This is a genomic window from Bifidobacterium catenulatum DSM 16992 = JCM 1194 = LMG 11043, from assembly GCF_001025195.1.
Classification (GTDB): Bacteria; Actinomycetota; Actinomycetes; order Actinomycetales; family Bifidobacteriaceae; genus Bifidobacterium; species Bifidobacterium catenulatum.
In genome coordinates this window covers 1,014,763-1,030,368 of the sequence record NZ_AP012325.1, presented here as the reverse complement: position 1 = coordinate 1,030,368, position 15,606 = coordinate 1,014,763, and the positions used below count along the sequence as shown (strand labels likewise).

The following is a 15,606-nucleotide window of genomic DNA, read 5'->3' as shown; positions in this document are numbered from 1 at the left end:
CTCATTCACCCCATCCCAAACGTTCACGAGTAAATACCGGACCGTCGGAGCAGACCTTCAAACGTCCATCCAACGTGTCGACCGTGCACAGCACGCAAGTGCCATAACCACAGCCCATGCGCTGTTCCAAACTCAGTTGGCATGCCATGTCACGCTTCGCGGCCCATGCGGCCACGGCTTTCATCATCGGTAGAGGTCCGCAGGTCAGAATCACCGGCTTAAGCTCGCCACCGAGCAACTCGTCTTCGATACGGTCGAGCAGGGTAATCACATTGCCTTCGCTCTCGTCGATGCTGTACACCTTGTCGGCATACTTGCCCACGTATTCGTCGCCGAAATGCACATTACGGTAGCCGAACACCGCGGTGCTGACCGCGCCTTCGACGCCGGCAATATGCTGCGCCGCATGCACGAGCGGAGGCACACCAAGGCCACCAGCCACCAGCACATAATTGGCCGGCTCCTTGGTTTTGAACGAATTGCCAAGCGGACCCATCACACGAATGGTGTCTCCCGGCTTCAGCTGCGCGAATTCGGCGGTGCCCTTGCCTACCACGGCGAACATGAGGCTGACTTCGTCGCCATCGGTTTCGCAAACGCCGAACGGACGCGGCATCAGCTTGCTTGGATCGTTGGAATATACGTCAACGAATTGTGCCGGCCTTGCATGGCTGGCGATGTATTCGTCACGGAACGTCAAACGGTACACACCGTCGGCCAGTTCCCGATTGTCAACGACCTCGACTTCATGCCGGCTCGGGAAAAAGCCTGCCGCAGTCGCCTCGGCAACGGTCGGAACGAACGTTGTTGCGGTGGTCATGAACTCCCTCTCTGTTACGTTCGATGGTTTGATGGTTGTTTTTTCTTTCAGATTGAACAGTTGGCCAGTCGGCAAGTTACGGCAGGACCGCACGCAGATTGTCACGCATGTCTTTGGCTGCTTCACGTGCCGATTCGGCAACCAGGTCCAAAGCATCGTCGGCACTCATGGATTCGGAATACTTGTCGGACTTCTTCCATGCTCCGATAATGCCTCGAGACGAGTTGACGAGAGCGCCCATGCCGTCGCGGTCGAACATGCCGGCCACGCCCTGTGCGGTACCGCCCTGGGCACCGTAGCCCGGCACTAGGAAGAATGTGTGCGGCATGCGCGCACGCAATGCCTTACCTTCCTCCGGGTGGGTGGCTCCGACCACCGCGCCAACGTGCGAATAGCCGTTCTTGCCAATGGTTTCGGCGCCCCAACCTTCCACTAGATCGGCAACATGCTCGTATACGCGTTCGCCGGAGGCGAGTTCAAGTTCCTGCAGTTCGCTGCTGGATGGGTTGGAGGTACGCACGAGCACGAAGATGTCTTTGTCGTTGGCGGTGGCGGCATCGATGAACGGTGTGATGCCATCGGTGCCGAGGTATGGGTTCACGGTCACCGCATCCTCATGCCATGGATCGTAGGCGGTGTCGTCCAATCCTACACCGCTGAGGTGATGAGCATATGCGGCTGCGGTGGAGCCGATGTCTCCGCGCTTGACGTCGCCAAGCACATACAATCCCTTCTGCTTGGCGTATTCGCAGGTCATGGTGTAAGCGTCGATGCCTGCCGGACCGAGCGCCTCATACATGGCGATCTGCGGTTTGACCGCGGGAACGATGTCTGCGACGGCGTCGATGATGGCGCGGTTGAATTCGAAGAAGGCCACGGAAAGCTGCATGGCAGGTGCTTCCGCCGGATCTTCAACCTGCTCGCTGATCTCCTCGGCGAAGCTGGCCACGATTTGCGCTGGCACGAGCGCTTCGGTCGGGTCAAGTCCTACAACGCTTGGATTCTGCTTGGCTTCGATTGCTTCGATCAGGCGATCCATCAATCCTCCTTGTTAATACGACTGAAGACCAGTTTCGAACCGATGATGGTGGCGAGCGGCCGGCCGGTGACCTGCCATCCGCCGAATGGGGTGTTTCGAGCCGAGGAATGGAAACGTTCGGGATCCACGGTCCATTTCTCGTCGATGTTGAGCACTACCAGATCCGCGCGGTCTTCTGCAGGAACCTTGCCGAGGTCCAGCACACGTTTAGTGTCGTCGTCTCCGGGGACGGCGTCTGCGTATTCGTCAAGCAACGCTGTGATGTCGGCCTTGATGTGACCCATAAGTTCTGCTGGCGCAGTCGACATGAGTTCAATCAAGCGTTCGTCGGAGATAAAGCCGCCATCCACAAGAATCTTGTGGCATACGCCATACGCGCATTCAAGACCAATGATGCCGTTCGGAGCATCGAGGAAACCAAGGTCCTTCTCTTCCATGGTGTGCGGTGCATGGTCGGTGGCCAACAGATCGACGGTGCCGTCAGCTACGGCTGCGATGGTTGCCTTGCGATCCTCTTCGGAGCGCAACGGCGGATTCATCTTGGCGAGCGTGCCGTATTTCAGCAACGCTTCATCGCACAACGCAATGTAGTGCGGTGCGGTTTCGCACGTGATCGGTAATCCTTCAGCTTTGGCCTTGCGAATCGCGTCGAAGGAAATCGCAGTGCTGACATGCTGGAAATGCACGTGCACGCCGGTTTTGCGCGCCATCTCGATATCGCGTTCGACGATCCTCAGTTCGGTGTCTTCGGGAATGCCGGGTACGCCCAGTTCTCGTGATACGGGACCCTCGTTGACCGCTCCGGTGTCGTGGTGTTCGCAATGCTCGATCAGGTACAAACCTGATTCCTTGACGTTGTCGAACACTTGATCGAGGATTTCCGGTGTTACCGCGGAACCGTCATCGCTGATGGCAGTCACCGGGTGGCACAGCTGATAGGCATCCTTGTTGTCGTCATCATGTTCCGGCAGGTAGCCGACCCAGTCGGCCACGTCGGTCGCTTCCTTGCCTGCACGCCCTTTGGAAGCGCATACGCACAGGTCATAGCGCACCGGCAAGGTCACATCATGGGCTTGTTCGTAATGCTGCAAATAGTCGATGACCGTGTCGAAACCGGCGTCAAGCACTTCGCTGGCGCCCGGTTCCTCCGCCGTCACCTTCACGCCATCCATGGCGGGAACGGTGTTCGGCATAATGAGCACGTTCGTGTATCCGCCAGAGGCGGCGGCCGCGCAGCCGGAAACCATGGATTCCTTGTAGGTCTGTCCCGGATCGCGGAAGTGAACGTGGGGATCTTCGAATCCCGGGGCGATGGTCATGACCGAAGCGTCCACCGTTTCATCAGTGTCGGATGGGACGATCAGGTCGATGACTTCGCCGGTGTTCCAAACCTTGATGTCGTGAAGGGTGAGGGTCATGGGTCAGAACTTCGCTTCCTCGTCGCAGTAGTCGCAGCGGTATTCCTGACGGTCGGAATGCACCAGGTGGAACATCTGCACGGCCGGCTCGGTGGTAGTCACGCAGCGCGGGTTCACGCATTTGATGATATTGACCACATGTTCCGGCAGTGTAGGCTGCTTTTTCTCTACGATTTTGCCGCCGCGCACAATGCCGACGGTTGCGGTGCGTGCCACAAGGCCAAGCACGTCAAGGTCGATGGTTTCGGCTTCCTCTTCGCTTTCGATCTTGATGATGTCTTTGGTGCCGAACATGTGGCTGTCGGTGTTCATGATCAGCGCAAGCTTGGTCTTAGCCGGATCAATTTTCAGGTATTCGAGCACCTTGAGCGCAGTGCCGGCAGGCACATGGTCGATGATGATGCCGTTCTGAATGCTGGTAACTTCCATCAGGCCGCAACCTCCTTGGATTCAAGCGGTTCGTATCCCGGCAGTTCGTCTCCAACCACCGAGCTTTCCAATGCCATGCGCATGAGCATGCCGTTCTTGACCTGTTCGAAGTAGGCGGCGCGTGGGTCGTCATCCACTTCAACGGCAATTTCGTTGACTCGCGGCAACGGGTGCAGCACAGCCATGTCTTTTTTGGCGTAAGCCATCTTGGCTTCGTCGAGAATGTAAGTGTCGCGCAGTCGCAGATAGTCGTCTTCGTTGAAGAATCGTTCCTTCTGCACGCGGGTCATGTACAGCACGTCGAGATCGCCGATCACGGAAACGAGATCCTTGACTTCCGTGTAGGAGCAGGAGTCGGTGGCGTTGATACGGTCGAGCACGTACTGTGGGGTCTTGAGCTCGTCCGGGCTGACCAACACGAAGTTCACATTGCCGAAACGGCACAGGGTTTCGATCAGGGAGTGTACGGTACGACCGAAGGTAAGATCGCCGCACAGACCGACGGTCAGATTGTTCACGCGACCGAAGCGCGACTGCAGCGTCGCCAAATCGGCCAAGGTCTGCGTGGGGTGCATGTGTCCACCGTCGCCGGCATTGATGACCGGTACGGAAGCCGCGCGGGACGCCACGAGAGCAGCGCCTTCCTTCGGGTGGCGGATCGCCACCACGTCTACGTAGTTGGACACGGTTTTCAGAGTGTCCGAAATGGTTTCGCCCTTGGTCACGGAAGCGAGCTGGGCGCCGGCGAAGCCGATCACCTTGCCGCCAAGTCGGAGCATGGCGGTTTCAAAGCTTAGACGCGTACGGGTGCTGGGCTCATAAAACAAAGTGGCGAGCACCCTGCCGTCGCAGGCATGCGCCACTTCTTTACGATGAGAATCAATGTACTGCGCCTTGTGGAGCAATTCCTGAATCTGGCGAATGGAAAGATCATCTAATGTGATGACACTTTTTCCGACCATCGGCGTTTCAACCGCCTGTTCGAGTACTGAAGACAACGGCTCACCTTTCATGCAACTTGTGGTTGAAGGTGGCCACCCGAAGTGACCTAGCCAACTATAGCCTGAAATGCAGACCCCATCAGTTCACCGCGTGTTCATGAAGCATGCTTCAACGGGAGCGTCACGAAAGACCGTAGAAGATACGTTCCGTTACGTCGCGGGCTTTGCGCATTACTGCAAGCAGATCGTTTTCGAAATGCTGACCGCGATTCGCATCGTAGCCGAGATACACGGCGACACCTCCCAGCGAATATGAATCGTCCGGCAGAATATCGGCCTGATTGACGCGTCCGCTCCACAAATAGCTGCCGTTGCGCGCGGCAGTGCACATGCGCCATGCCTTACGCAACACCACGGCGTCGCCGGCGGAGATCAGCTTGCGATGTTCCAGCTCGTCCAATGCCTGCAATGTGCCGTTGACGCGCAGGTTGGCGTTGTCTCCCGCATGCTGCAATTGCAGCAGTTGAATCGTCCACTCAACATCCGATAGTCCACCCTTGCCGAGTTTCAGATGGCGATCCCTGCGTACGCCGCGCGGCAAACGTTCGGCTTCCATACGTGCCTTGAGCTTACGGATTTCAGCAATTTGTGTTTCCGTAAGATCGATCTTCGGATATCTAAGCGGATCGGCGATGTTCATCAGGAAGTCCTCGGCGAGCGCCGCGTCACCGGCTGCGTACCGGGCGCGTAGCAGTGCCTGGTGTTCCCATGTGCTTGCCCAGGATCGGTAGTATTCCTCGCAGGATGCGTAGGAACGTACGAGTGGTCCGTTTTTGCCTTCAGGTCTCAAGTCCATGTCGAGTTCGATTTTTGGTTCGAATGTGGTTGGGCCTTGCAGGATCGCGCGCAGGTCTTCCTGTACTTTGCGTGCGAAGAGGTTGGCTTGGGTGTCGTCGGCGCCTTCGGCTGGCCGATAGATGATGATCACGTCGGCGTCGGAGCTGAAGTTAACTTCCCTGCCGCCGTAGCGTCCCATGCCGATGATGGCGATTGCGGCGGGCGCTTGTTCGAGCTGCATGTCGTTGATGCGATGCCGGATGGCCCATTGCAGTGACGCTTCGATGGCTGCGTCGTATACGTCGGTCATGCCGGCGAGCGATGCTTCATCGTCAATCACGCCGCTCATCCATGCGAGGCCGATACGTTCGATTTCGTGTCTGCGCATGGCTCGGATGGAGTTGGCGAAGTCGTTGATGTTGCCGGCGTTGCGTTCGAGCGTTGCCTTGGTTTGGATATTGAGGCTTTCGCGCGAGCGTGGTTGCAGGGATTCGTCGTTGCCGAGCCAAGTGACGGATTCGACGGATTTGTTGAGTGCGTCGCCGAGGAATCGTGAGTTGGATAGTACGTGACATAGGCGTTGTGCCGCTGATGGCGAGTCGCGTAGGAATCCGAGGTATTCGCTTTCGGAACCGAAGTTTTCTTCGAGTTTGCGCCAGTTGAGCAGTCCCATGTCTGGATTCTGCCCTTCGCCGAGCCATTGCAATACTGCGGGCAGCAGGATGCGGTTGATTTTCGCGGCTCGGGAGATGCCTGCGGTGAGTGCGGTGACGTGGCGCATGGCCGCGTCGGCGTCGGCGAATCCGATGGATTCGAATCGTTCTTGCGTGGCTTTCGTGGACAGTTCCACCTGTTCGTCGTCGAGTCCCGCGTTGATGGGCAGCATGGGCCTGTAATAGATGTCCATGTGCAGGTGGCGTACTTCGCGACGCGTCTCATCATATTTGTTGACGAGTTCTTCGGGATGCAAGTGGAACGCGCGTGCGAGTCGACGTAGTTCGATATTTTGGTTCAGCTCGTCGATGGTGATGTCTCGTTTGCGTTCAAGGCCTCCTGCGCTGGCTTTGCCGAGGTCCGGGAACAGGTGGGTGCGCTTGAGCGCCCACATTTGCTGTCGGTGTTCCAGTACTCGTTCGAATCGGTAGTCCCATGAGAGTTTTTTGGCTTGTTTGCGTGAGACGTATCCACCTTCGGCCAAGGCTTGCAGGGATTCGAGTGTGGAGCTGGTACGCAATGCCTCGTCGGAGCGCCCATGCACGAGTTGAAGCATCTGCACGGTGAATTCAACGTCGCGCAGACCTCCCCTGCCGAGTTTGATTTCGCGGTCTTTGAGCGGGTTGGGGATAAGATCTTCGACACGTTTGCGCATCTGCTGGCAATCGTAAACGAAGTTGTCTCGTTTGGATGCGGTCCAGACGAACGGTCGGGTCATGCTCATATACGCTTGACCAAGGTCAGAATCGCCGGCTACCGGGCGTGCTTTGAGCAGAGCTTGGAATTCCCAGTTTTCCGCCCATTGCTCATAATAGGCTTCATGGGATTCGAGCCGGCGTACCAGTGGACCATCCTTGCCTTCGGGGCGCAGTCCGCCGTCAATCTGCCAGAGAGTCGGTTCGGCGACACCCATAATGACGGATTGGCATACGCGTTGCAGGGTGGTCGCCATTTTGGTTCCGACTCGGCTGAGCGTCATGCCATTGGTATCCGCGTCGGCGGGTTCCACCACGTAGATCAGGTCCACGTCGGATACATAGTTGAGCTCCTGTGCGCCCAGTTTGCCCATGCCGATGATGGCGAAACGCACATGTTCGCTGCCGTCCACTTCATGGCGTGCGATGGCGAGCGCGCCTTCAAGCGCCGCGTCCGCTAGGTCGGAAAGTTCGGTGCTGATGCGCGGTTGGATTGTGATGGGATCGTTCGCAGTGGCATCTTGCGCCATGATTGCGGCGAGTTGTTTGCGATAGGTTTTACGTAGCGCCGTCGCAGCTTCGGCAAGTGGCAGGCTTGCGGTCGGCATGGTATGGTCATTGGGATCGGCTCCTACCGATTTGAGCACATGCGCTCTGCGCTGTTCGTGATTGTAAAGATGGCTTTCGCAGGCGTCATTGGCCGCGGCCTCCACGAGTTCGGGACGGAATCGCATGAGCTTGCCCATTTCATCGGATACGCCAAGCACGGTAATCAGTCGTATGAAAGAGTTCTCATCGGCGATGATGTTGGTGAAATCCTCACCTTGGCTTTGCACCACTTTGATGATGTCCACCAGGTTGCTGAGTGCGACGTCAGGATCGCATGCTTTTTCCAGCGTTGTCAGCAGCAGTCGCATTCTGTCATCGTCAATGCCGTCATTGTGCAGCTCATCGAACAATGTGCGAGCTTTGTCGAGATCTTGCAGCCCTGCTCGAATCAGATCGAGCGCTCCGAACTTGTGTTGCATGGAAGTCATGGTTTCTATAGTAACCGTATAAAACCAGGGGCGGTTGCGAAATACCCGCAACCGCCCCTGATGTTTGTTGCATCGCCTGAAATCAGACGAAGAATGGTTTGACGTTGGACCAAATACGTCGACTGACGCATGGATGGTTCATCGTATACAGGTGCACACCGTCGACGCCCCGCGCTACCAAATCGCAGATCTGCTCGGATGCGTAAGCGATACCCGCCTCTTTAAGCAAAGCCTTGTCGCTTCCCCATTTATCGAGCATGATGCCGAGTTTTTCGGGAATCTTCGACTGACATTTGCTCGACATGTTCAACACCGATTTCGCGTTCATGACTGGCATGATGCCCGCTTCGATCGGCACGTCGATGCCTGCAGTCCTCGCTTTGTCGAGGAATCTTAGGAAGTCCTCGTTATCGTAGAACAGTTGCGAGATCAGGTGTGTCACGCCGGCGTCGACTTTCTTTTTGAGATTGTCGATGTCTTCTTCCAGTGTTGCCGCCTGCGGATGCTTTTCCGGATAGCAGGCGCCGTAGATCTTCATGCCCGGACGCTGCTGGCGGATATACACGGCCAGATCGCTGGCATGTTCGAACACTCCTGCCGGTTCGACACCGTCGATGCGGTCGCCACGCAAGGCGAGTACGCCGGAGACTTTGGCCTGTTCGAACATGTCGAGTGCCTGGTCGACGTCATCCTTGTTCAGATATTGCGCGGTCAGATGGGCCACACTGGGGATGCCGTATTCACTCACGGTGTGGGCGATGCGCGCTGTCAGCGTACGGTCGGATGATTTGCCGGTGCCGTAGGTGACGGAAATGAAATCGGGGTCCAACCCCTGCAGGCCATCCAACGTGTCGTAAATGGTACCCACAGGGGAGGTTCGCTTTGGAGGGAACACCTCGAGCGAGAACATTGGCGAATGCATGGCTGTTGTCTTGTTCCTAACGTTTCGCCTTACTTGGCGAGTTTGGCGCGCACGGCCTTGGCCGCTGCGACGAGGTTCTCCAGGCTCGGCCAGGTTTCGGCGTTGCCGCGTGTCTTCAAACCGCAGTCGGGGTTGATCCACACCTTTTCGATGTCCATCTTCTTGAGGATTTCGTAGATGCGTTCCTCGATTTCCGCTTCGGACGGGATGCGCGGCGAGTGGATGTCGTAGACGCCCGGGCCAGCTTCGGTTTCGAAGTTGGCGTCGTGAATGGCGTCGAGCACCACAAGATCACCGCGGGAGGCTTCGAAGGAGATCACGTCGGCGTCCATAGCGTCGATGTCGGTGATGATGTCGTTAAACTCCGAGTAGCACATATGGGTGTGGATCTGCGTGGTCGGCTTGACCGCGGAGTGCACCAGTCGGAATGCCGGAATGGCCCAGTCGAGGTACTTCTTGTGCCAGTCGGTCTTCCTGAGCGGCAGCTTTTCGCGCAGGGCGGCCTCGTCGATCTGGATGACCTTGATGCCAGCAGCTTCGAGGTCAAGCACTTCGTCGCGGATGGCGAGAGCCAGCTGCTGGGTCTGCTGCTCGTGGGTGATGTCCTCGCGCGGCCAGGACCAGTTGAGAATGGTGACCGGGCCGGTGAGCATGCCCTTCATCACATGGCTGGTGCGGGACTGAGCGTAGGCGCTCCATTCAACGGTGATCGGGTTGGCGCGGGACACGTCGCCCCATACGATCGGGGGCTTCACGCAGCGGGTGCCGTAGGACTGCACCCAAGCGTTCTTGGTGAACAGGAAACCGTTGAGGTTCTGGCCGAAGTATTCGACCATGTCGTTACGTTCGAATTCGCCATGCACAAGCACGTCGAGGCCGATCTGCTCCTGATGCTTGATGCAGGCGTCAATCTGCGCCTTCATGTATTCGTCGTATTCTGCCTTGGTGATCTCACCCTTGCGCAGCCTAGCGCGTTCGGCGCGCACTTCCTTGGTTTGCGGGAAGGATCCGATGGTGGTGGTCGGCAGCAATGGCAGGTTCAACGACTCGCGCTGTGCCTTCTGACGTTCGGCGCGTGCCGGCTGGCGTACGAAGTCCGCGTCGGTCAGGGCTGCGAGACGTTCCGCCACGTTCTTGTCGGCGGCAACGCGGGTACCGTCGAACAGTGCCTGGTTGGCGGCCAACGCTTCGGATGCCTTCTTGGCTTCTTCGCTGGCGTCGGCAAGGACCGCGATGTCGTGCAGTTCGCCAAGCTTTTCAACGGCGAAGGCGAAATGTTTGCGCACGTCGTCGGCGAGACCGTCCTCACCTTCGGTGCTGAACGGCACGTGCAGCAGGGAGCTTGCGGTAGAGACGGCTACGCTGTCGGTGACCTTCTTCAGCGCGTCGACGAGGCCGAGGCTGACGGCGTAATCGTTGCGCCAGATGTTGCGGCCGTTGACCACGCCGGCGAAGATGGTGGTGTTCTCTGCGACGCCAAACTTTTCAACAGCGGCGAGATTCTCATCCTTGCCTTCGTTGAGATCGAGTCCGATGCCGTCGAAGGCGAGCAGGTTGACAGTCTCATACACGTCGGCGATGTGGCCGAAGTAGGTGTTGAGCAGCACCTTGATCTTGCCATCGCGTGCGGGCAGGATCTTGGCGTATAGGCTCTTGAACAGTTCGACGTCGCCCGGTTCCTTGTCGAGCACGAGGTACGGTTCGTCAATCTGGATCCATTCGGCACCCAGTTCGGCGAACTTAGCCACGACTTCGGCGTAGACGGCGGCGACCGCGTTGATCAGGCCCTTATCGTATTCGAGTTCTTCGGCTTGCGGGTTGCGGGCGAGCTTGAGGAAAGTGTACGGGCCGATGAGCACCGGCTTGGTGGTGATGCCGAGCGCCTTCGCCTCGTTGAACTCGTCGAACGGCTTGGTGCTGTTGAGCTTGATGTCGGTGACTTCATCGACTTCCGGCACCAGGTAGTGGTAGTTGGTGGTGAACCACTTCTTCATCGGCAGGGCGGTCACGTCGCCCTTCTCGCCCTGATAGCCGCGGCCCATTGCGAAGAGGGTCTCTTCCGGGTTCTCGAAGGCGAGACGCTGGTAGCGCTGCGGAATGACGTTGAGCAGGATGGCAGTGTCGAGCATCTGGTCGTAATAGCTGAAGTCGTTGCTCGGAATCAGGTCGATGCCGGCGGCCTGCTGCAGCTTCCAATGCTTGGCGCGCAGTTCCTTGGCGGTGGCACGCACGTCGTCAAGCGCGGCGGCACCCTTCCAATAGGCTTCGATAATCTTCTTCAGCTCGCGGTTCTGGCCGATGCGCGGGAAACCGGAGACGGAAGTGAGAGCGGACATGAATCCTCCATCTGATATAAACAATGCAACCCGCTCAAGCTATCACAAATCGTCTTGCTATAAGACATTAAGAAAATTTGAGTGTCGTTATAAGCACGGTTTATAGCAATGAGGTTTCTACATGCGTTGCCACGCTTGGAGTTTCGTGTTTCCACCACCTGAGTGTCACTCAAAGTAGACTCTATTTTTCTGCTTTCTCCGTATGATACACCCGCCGGAAACACGAAAACGCCCCTCCCCCAGCATCAGCTGAGAGAGGGGCGCGTGTTAAAAAAACAGGTGCAAAAATTTCCACAAGCATTCGAATGCGGGAATTTTCTCACACCAGAAAATCACTCACGGTTAAGTGTTGTGCCTGAAACAGGTGCAACGCTTATTTTTCGTCGGAACCGTCCATGACGGTAATCCTGAGCTTGTCGAGCTTGGCCTTGACGGCCTTCTCGACCGCGGCGGCGATCTGGTCGGGGTCGGCGCCCTTGCTCTCGGCGAGGGTCTTGACCGCCTCGGTCAAAGCCGTCACCTGCGTGATGAGCTGGCTGGTCTTAGAGTCGATGCCGGCCACACGGTCGCCCAATTTTGCACCACCATGCACCGGCTGTTCGACCACGAGATTGCCCAAGGCGGACGCGTGGGTGTTCCTGTCCCACTGCGAAAGCCTGAAAAGCTCCTTCTTCGTGGCGTTCGCAGCCGCGTCCGTGCCCTGCACGCGATCACGCATCAGGACACCATTCTGTCGAAAATTCCACACGTCTTCAGCTGACATGTCGTCTCCTCCCAATAATTCGTTTGCTCTCTTGATGATCCTGTCCACCGGCAGCGCGTTGACGCACCTGTCGGGACAGCCGAAGTGGTCAGTGCCTGGCACCTCTCGATGCAGGACGATGTTCCCGGCGCGATTGCCCGAGGCGTCATGCCAGAGGGTCTTCCAACCGTATCGGCGTGCGATGTCGGCGCACAGCTTGGCGCTGGCCTCGACCTCCGCGTCGGTGACCGGAACGCCGGCCATTCCGCCCTCATGCTCGATGGTGATGCCGCTGCAATCGGATTGCCAGTTGGCGTCGGCCCACGAGCCGTTCGCCTCGTCCACCCACTGGTAGACGCTGCCGTCGCCGCCGACCCCGTAATGGCTGGCGGCTTGGAAGCTGGAGCGCATGAAGCACGAGTCCGTGCCGGCCAATCGGCCGACCATGATGTGCAGGGTGATGTGGTCGACATGCAGGCCATTGCGCCCCTGGTAGTGATTCGGGCTGCCGCGCCATTTCGCGAAGCTTGCGCCGGTCATCAGACGGTACCGCCCGGCTCGAGATCAGCGTCAGCTTCCGTGGTGTCGGCGGTGGCCGTGGCGGTGTCCGTGGCGTCCTTCGGCTCGGTCCTGGCCACGGCGGAAGCGGCGCTCAAGGCCGCGCTCTTCGCTGCGCTGATGCCATTGACCACGCCCTCTTTCTTCAATGCATCCACGAGCTGCTGGCCAGCAAGGCTCGCGCTGGTGATGTTCTGGTTCTTCCACCAGCCGTAAATGGTTCCGGCGATGCCGATGACACCGAAGATTGAAGCGCTGACCTGCTCGTTGGTGAAAGGCAGCGGATTGATGCCGGCCAAGGACAGGCCGGCGTTGACCAGAGCGTAGAGCGTGACCACGATGGTCACTCCGGCCTTGACACGCTCGCCGGTCAATCCGGGAAGATTGGTGGTTTGTTTTTCGTTGGCGTGTTCCGCCATGATTGCCTCCTTCGGGCATAAGGAAGGCCGCCTCCGGGGAGACGGCCTTGAAAATAGTGGTCACAAATGCATATGCGCGCCGTGATTGAACATGAGGATAAGCACGAGCAATACCAGGTACGCTACGATTGCGATCATGAGATGCGTCACTGTCGGTCCTCCAAATCACGCCTTCGCGAACACGCATAAACAGCGCGAGTCGGTAGCAGCCGGCGACGGATAGAAGCTGATGTCATGTGTCGAACTGTTTACGTAGACGGTGAAATTTCCCAACAAGACCCATTCCTCGCTTTCGAGCATCGCTTTTGCCGCTGGACTGGAATCGTAAGCGAAGACAATCGCGCCCTGCTGGATACTGCCCTCGGCGTCGCCCACATCACCCTTGGGGCCTTTGAGATTCCCGACATTGGACCATGCCATATTCACAACCACCTCCTAGGCGTTGAAGGCGTACACGTTGCCGGTATCGAGGTCAAGATACAGGCTGCCAACCGGCACCCCAGTCAATGACGGCACGCCGTGGCCATAAGTCCAGCCGAGACCGTTCACGCCGTTCGTACCGTCCTTGCCGTTGATGCCGGGTTCGCCCTTATCTCCCTTCGGCCCCTGGATGGTGCCGACGTCCTTCCAGTCCGCGCCGACCGTATCCCACACGTACAGGTGGCCTCCGATAAGATAGGCGTCGCCTGCATTGCCGGTCGCATGTTCGGCCTTCAACGCTTCGAGGGAAGCGTATGAGCCGAGGATGGTGACGCCGGTACCGTCCTTGCCGGGCGCTCCGTCCGCGCCCTTCTCTCCCTTCGGCCCCTTGAAGCTCACGCCGCCGATCACGTTGGACACGTGGACGGTCGTGTCGTTGACGATGGAAGTGACCGTGAACAGGTTCCCATTGGTGTCGGAGATCAGATCTCCTACCGTCATCGGCGCGGATGGCGAGAGCACGCTCGTCGCCACGTCGCTGTTGCTTGAGACGGTGATGTTGGCGACGTGCAGGCTCGTGCCCGCATCCCCCTTCGCGCCATTCGTACCCGGATCGCCCTTCGGTCCTTTCAGGTTGCCGCCAGTCGCAGTCCATGCCATTTTCGCAATTCCTCCTTGGAAATCGAATCATTTTATTTTGTGAGATATGAGATGTGAGAAAATTCAGAGCCGGAGCTGATACACGTCGCCGGTCGTCAAATCGATGTAAGTATCGCCGACGATGCCTTGCGTCAGGTCGGACGGCCTACCCATGCCGCTGAGGAAACTCGCGCCACGCTCGCCCCTGCCGCCGAGCGTCACCCCGGTGTCCACGCCGAACACCGCGTCCGAATCGACAAGACCGGTTATCATCCACACCCTGCCGGTCGAATCCACGCACGTGTCGCCGACCGTCACATTGTCGGACGGTTTCAATTCGGCGGCGGGCACGTGCGCGCCCGACGTGATGACGCCGGAATACACCCGCATGCTGTGCACGAGACCGCCAGCCGTTGCGGACGAAGCCCACGACGCCTCTCCAAGCGTCGCGTAATCCAACGTCTGCACGCTGTCCGGCACGATCACTCGCCGCACGTGCGTGTAACCGCCGACCTGCTCGCGTATGGTCCAGCACCAGTCCCTTCCGGTCGGCTGCAACGAAACGAGCAGATCGCTCCCGTCGTCCGGCAGACGCGCCACGAACGGCAACGGCAGCATGATGCTCTCGTCCTTTTGGACGACGCGGCTCGTCGGCGAGCAGACCACCAGTCCACGTGGAGATGAGCCGCCGTCAGTCAGACCGTCCGGCCTGCGGAAACGAAATCGTATCCTCGTCATTGTCCCTCCTTGCCGAATGATTCAGGCATGATGTCGCCGCGCAGCTCGTCCGGCAGATGCGGTTTCGGATGCCGCTCAAGAAAGTCGGGATCGACGACCTCGCAGAACTGCTGAAGCCAATGGAACAGACGGCGCGTGTACTCCGCCAACGCGAAATACTTGCGCTGCTGGACCTCCAAGTGCTGTATCTGCTCCTCCTGCGACTCCACCTGCTCTCGCAATGGCTTGATGACGGAATCGGTCAGGATGTCGCAGGCTTTCGCGGCGATGTCGGCAGTGTCCTTGCGGCGGCTTGAGATCGCGCCGATGATGGCGCCCACTCCACCGCCCCCGACCAAGGCGACGAGCAGCGACGCCCAGAATTCCGTGTTCGAGAGATCAAACGGCGGCATCGGCTTCCCCATGGGTCGAGCCTCTTCGACTGCCGTTCCCGAAACGTCCTGTCGGCACCACACGCACCAGTCCGCTACCCAAGTCCGCGACGCCATCGGCGCTTGGATGGCCGAAACCGAAATCAATCTGAGTCAACATAACCTCCTAGAAAAAGAGAAAACCCGCCTGAAACGACGGGAACAACAAAAAACAGACAATCAGGGAACAGGACGCCTAACCCTCGACGCCATCACTGCGCCAGGTCTTCACCTCGGTGACATCCGCCAAGTCGGACACGGCAACCGTCCTGGAATCCTTGGTATCCATGTCGGCGACAACGACATCGGTCGCCGTATCACGACCCGTGAAAGTCACGATCACGCCACGACGGTAGTCGGTCCACGTCTCGCCGGACGCGTCCTTGTGGTCGAAAGACAGTCCAAGCCGCAGGAGCTGATAGACAAGACTGTCCTTCGCCGGACGCAAATCCAGCACTCCATCGGTCTTGACGACATCATCCATACTTACCT

At 58.3% G+C, this 15,606-nt stretch carries 16 protein-coding genes; all 16 read right to left on the bottom strand.

The window, feature by feature from the left end; genetic code table 11:
* Nucleotide 1 precedes the first annotated feature (1 nt).
* Nucleotides 2-820: a dihydroorotate dehydrogenase electron transfer subunit gene (locus tag BBCT_RS04405; RefSeq protein WP_033512874.1), complete on the bottom strand. Its 819-nt coding sequence runs from the start codon at nt 818-820 to the stop codon at nt 2-4.
* Nucleotides 821-896: 76 nt separating this feature from the next.
* Nucleotides 897-1,859 carry an orotidine-5'-phosphate decarboxylase gene (pyrF, locus tag BBCT_RS04400; protein WP_003834946.1) on the bottom strand — a complete coding sequence of 321 codons (963 nt, stop codon included), beginning with the start codon at nt 1,857-1,859 and terminating at the stop codon, nt 897-899.
* Nucleotides 1,859-3,277 carry a dihydroorotase gene (locus BBCT_RS04395; protein WP_003834947.1) on the bottom strand — a complete coding sequence of 473 codons (1,419 nt, stop codon included), beginning with the start codon at nt 3,275-3,277 and terminating at the stop codon, nt 1,859-1,861. The genes pyrF and BBCT_RS04395 overlap by 1 nt, the downstream gene beginning before the upstream one ends.
* A gap of 3 nt (nt 3,278-3,280) precedes the next feature.
* The gene (locus BBCT_RS04390; RefSeq protein WP_003834948.1) at nt 3,281-3,706 is read right to left on the bottom strand and encodes an aspartate carbamoyltransferase regulatory subunit; all 426 of its coding nucleotides are present in this window, start codon (nt 3,704-3,706) and stop codon (nt 3,281-3,283) included.
* On the bottom strand, nt 3,706-4,719 hold the full coding sequence (pyrB, locus tag BBCT_RS04385; protein WP_003834949.1) for an aspartate carbamoyltransferase: 1,014 nt from the start codon (nt 4,717-4,719) through the stop codon (nt 3,706-3,708). Before pyrB ends, BBCT_RS04390 begins: the two co-directional genes overlap by 1 nt.
* 109 nt (nt 4,720-4,828) lie before the next feature.
* Nucleotides 4,829-7,921, bottom strand: a complete 3,093-nt coding sequence (locus tag BBCT_RS04380; RefSeq protein ID WP_081450281.1) for a bifunctional [glutamine synthetase] adenylyltransferase/[glutamine synthetase]-adenylyl-L-tyrosine phosphorylase — start codon at nt 7,919-7,921, stop codon at nt 4,829-4,831.
* Nucleotides 7,922-8,012: 91 nt separating this feature from the next.
* A complete protein-coding gene (gene metF / locus BBCT_RS04375) occupies nt 8,013-8,852 on the bottom strand; it encodes a methylenetetrahydrofolate reductase [NAD(P)H] (protein ID WP_033512877.1) in 840 nt (279 codons plus the stop codon).
* Nucleotides 8,853-8,881: 29 nt separating this feature from the next.
* Nucleotides 8,882-11,188, bottom strand: coding sequence for a 5-methyltetrahydropteroyltriglutamate--homocysteine S-methyltransferase (gene metE, locus BBCT_RS04370; protein ID WP_003834952.1), 2,307 nt, complete (start codon nt 11,186-11,188; stop codon nt 8,882-8,884).
* A gap of 373 nt (nt 11,189-11,561) precedes the next feature.
* Nucleotides 11,562-12,377, bottom strand: a complete 816-nt coding sequence (locus BBCT_RS04365; RefSeq protein WP_231858095.1) for a peptidoglycan recognition protein family protein — start codon at nt 12,375-12,377, stop codon at nt 11,562-11,564.
* Between the two features lie 92 nt (nt 12,378-12,469).
* Nucleotides 12,470-12,907 (bottom strand): phage holin, encoded by a 438-nt coding sequence (locus BBCT_RS04360; protein ID WP_003834954.1) that lies wholly within the window; start codon nt 12,905-12,907, stop codon nt 12,470-12,472.
* A gap of 165 nt (nt 12,908-13,072) precedes the next feature.
* Nucleotides 13,073-13,327: a hypothetical protein gene (locus BBCT_RS04355; protein ID WP_003834955.1), complete on the bottom strand. Its 255-nt coding sequence runs from the start codon at nt 13,325-13,327 to the stop codon at nt 13,073-13,075.
* Nucleotides 13,328-13,342: 15 nt separating this feature from the next.
* The gene (locus BBCT_RS04350) at nt 13,343-13,987 is read right to left on the bottom strand and encodes a hypothetical protein (protein WP_003834956.1); all 645 of its coding nucleotides are present in this window, start codon (nt 13,985-13,987) and stop codon (nt 13,343-13,345) included.
* 63 nt (nt 13,988-14,050) lie between these two features.
* Nucleotides 14,051-14,704 (bottom strand): hypothetical protein, encoded by a 654-nt coding sequence (locus BBCT_RS04345; protein ID WP_003834957.1) that lies wholly within the window; start codon nt 14,702-14,704, stop codon nt 14,051-14,053.
* Nucleotides 14,701-15,108, bottom strand: coding sequence for a hypothetical protein (locus BBCT_RS04340; RefSeq protein WP_003834958.1), 408 nt, complete (start codon nt 15,106-15,108; stop codon nt 14,701-14,703). Before BBCT_RS04340 ends, BBCT_RS04345 begins: the two co-directional genes overlap by 4 nt.
* Entirely contained in the window at nt 15,083-15,235 is a 153-nt protein-coding gene (locus BBCT_RS09145) for a hypothetical protein (protein ID WP_155812145.1), read from the bottom strand. The genes BBCT_RS04340 and BBCT_RS09145 overlap by 26 nt, the downstream gene beginning before the upstream one ends.
* Nucleotides 15,236-15,310: 75 nt before the next feature.
* Nucleotides 15,311-15,598: a hypothetical protein gene (locus BBCT_RS04335; protein ID WP_033512881.1), complete on the bottom strand. Its 288-nt coding sequence runs from the start codon at nt 15,596-15,598 to the stop codon at nt 15,311-15,313.
* Nucleotides 15,599-15,606 lie beyond the last annotated feature (8 nt).

Bases quoted from the DNA above. Each gene is read 5' to 3' on its own strand.
- BBCT_RS04360 (WP_003834954.1), bottom strand. From the start codon at position 12,907: ATGGCGGAACACGCCAACGAAAAACAAACCACCAATCTTCCCGGATTG.
- BBCT_RS04340 (WP_003834958.1), bottom strand. From the start codon at position 15,108: ATGGGGAAGCCGATGCCGCCGTTTGATCTCTCGAACACGGAATTCTGG.
- metE (WP_003834952.1), bottom strand. From the start codon at position 11,188: ATGTCCGCTCTCACTTCCGTCTCCGGTTTCCCGCGCATCGGCCAGAAC.
- BBCT_RS04345 (WP_003834957.1), bottom strand. From the start codon at position 14,704: ATGACGAGGATACGATTTCGTTTCCGCAGGCCGGACGGTCTGACTGAC.
- BBCT_RS09145 (WP_155812145.1), bottom strand. From the start codon at position 15,235: ATGTTGACTCAGATTGATTTCGGTTTCGGCCATCCAAGCGCCGATGGC.
- BBCT_RS04355 (WP_003834955.1), bottom strand. From the start codon at position 13,327: ATGGCATGGTCCAATGTCGGGAATCTCAAAGGCCCCAAGGGTGATGTG.
- metF (WP_033512877.1), bottom strand. From the start codon at position 8,852: ATGCATTCGCCAATGTTCTCGCTCGAGGTGTTCCCTCCAAAGCGAACC.
- BBCT_RS04395 (WP_003834947.1), bottom strand. From the start codon at position 3,277: ATGACCCTCACCCTTCACGACATCAAGGTTTGGAACACCGGCGAAGTC.
- pyrF (WP_003834946.1), bottom strand. From the start codon at position 1,859: ATGGATCGCCTGATCGAAGCAATCGAAGCCAAGCAGAATCCAAGCGTT.
- BBCT_RS04365 (WP_231858095.1), bottom strand. From the start codon at position 12,377: ATGGTCGGCCGATTGGCCGGCACGGACTCGTGCTTCATGCGCTCCAGC.
- BBCT_RS04335 (WP_033512881.1), bottom strand. From the start codon at position 15,598: ATGGATGATGTCGTCAAGACCGATGGAGTGCTGGATTTGCGTCCGGCG.
- BBCT_RS04390 (WP_003834948.1), bottom strand. From the start codon at position 3,706: ATGGAAGTTACCAGCATTCAGAACGGCATCATCATCGACCATGTGCCT.
- BBCT_RS04350 (WP_003834956.1), bottom strand. From the start codon at position 13,987: ATGGCATGGACTGCGACTGGCGGCAACCTGAAAGGACCGAAGGGCGAT.
- BBCT_RS04405 (WP_033512874.1), bottom strand. From the start codon at position 820: ATGACCACCGCAACAACGTTCGTTCCGACCGTTGCCGAGGCGACTGCG.
- pyrB (WP_003834949.1), bottom strand. From the start codon at position 4,719: ATGAAAGGTGAGCCGTTGTCTTCAGTACTCGAACAGGCGGTTGAAACG.
- BBCT_RS04380 (WP_081450281.1), bottom strand. From the start codon at position 7,921: ATGCAACACAAGTTCGGAGCGCTCGATCTGATTCGAGCAGGGCTGCAA.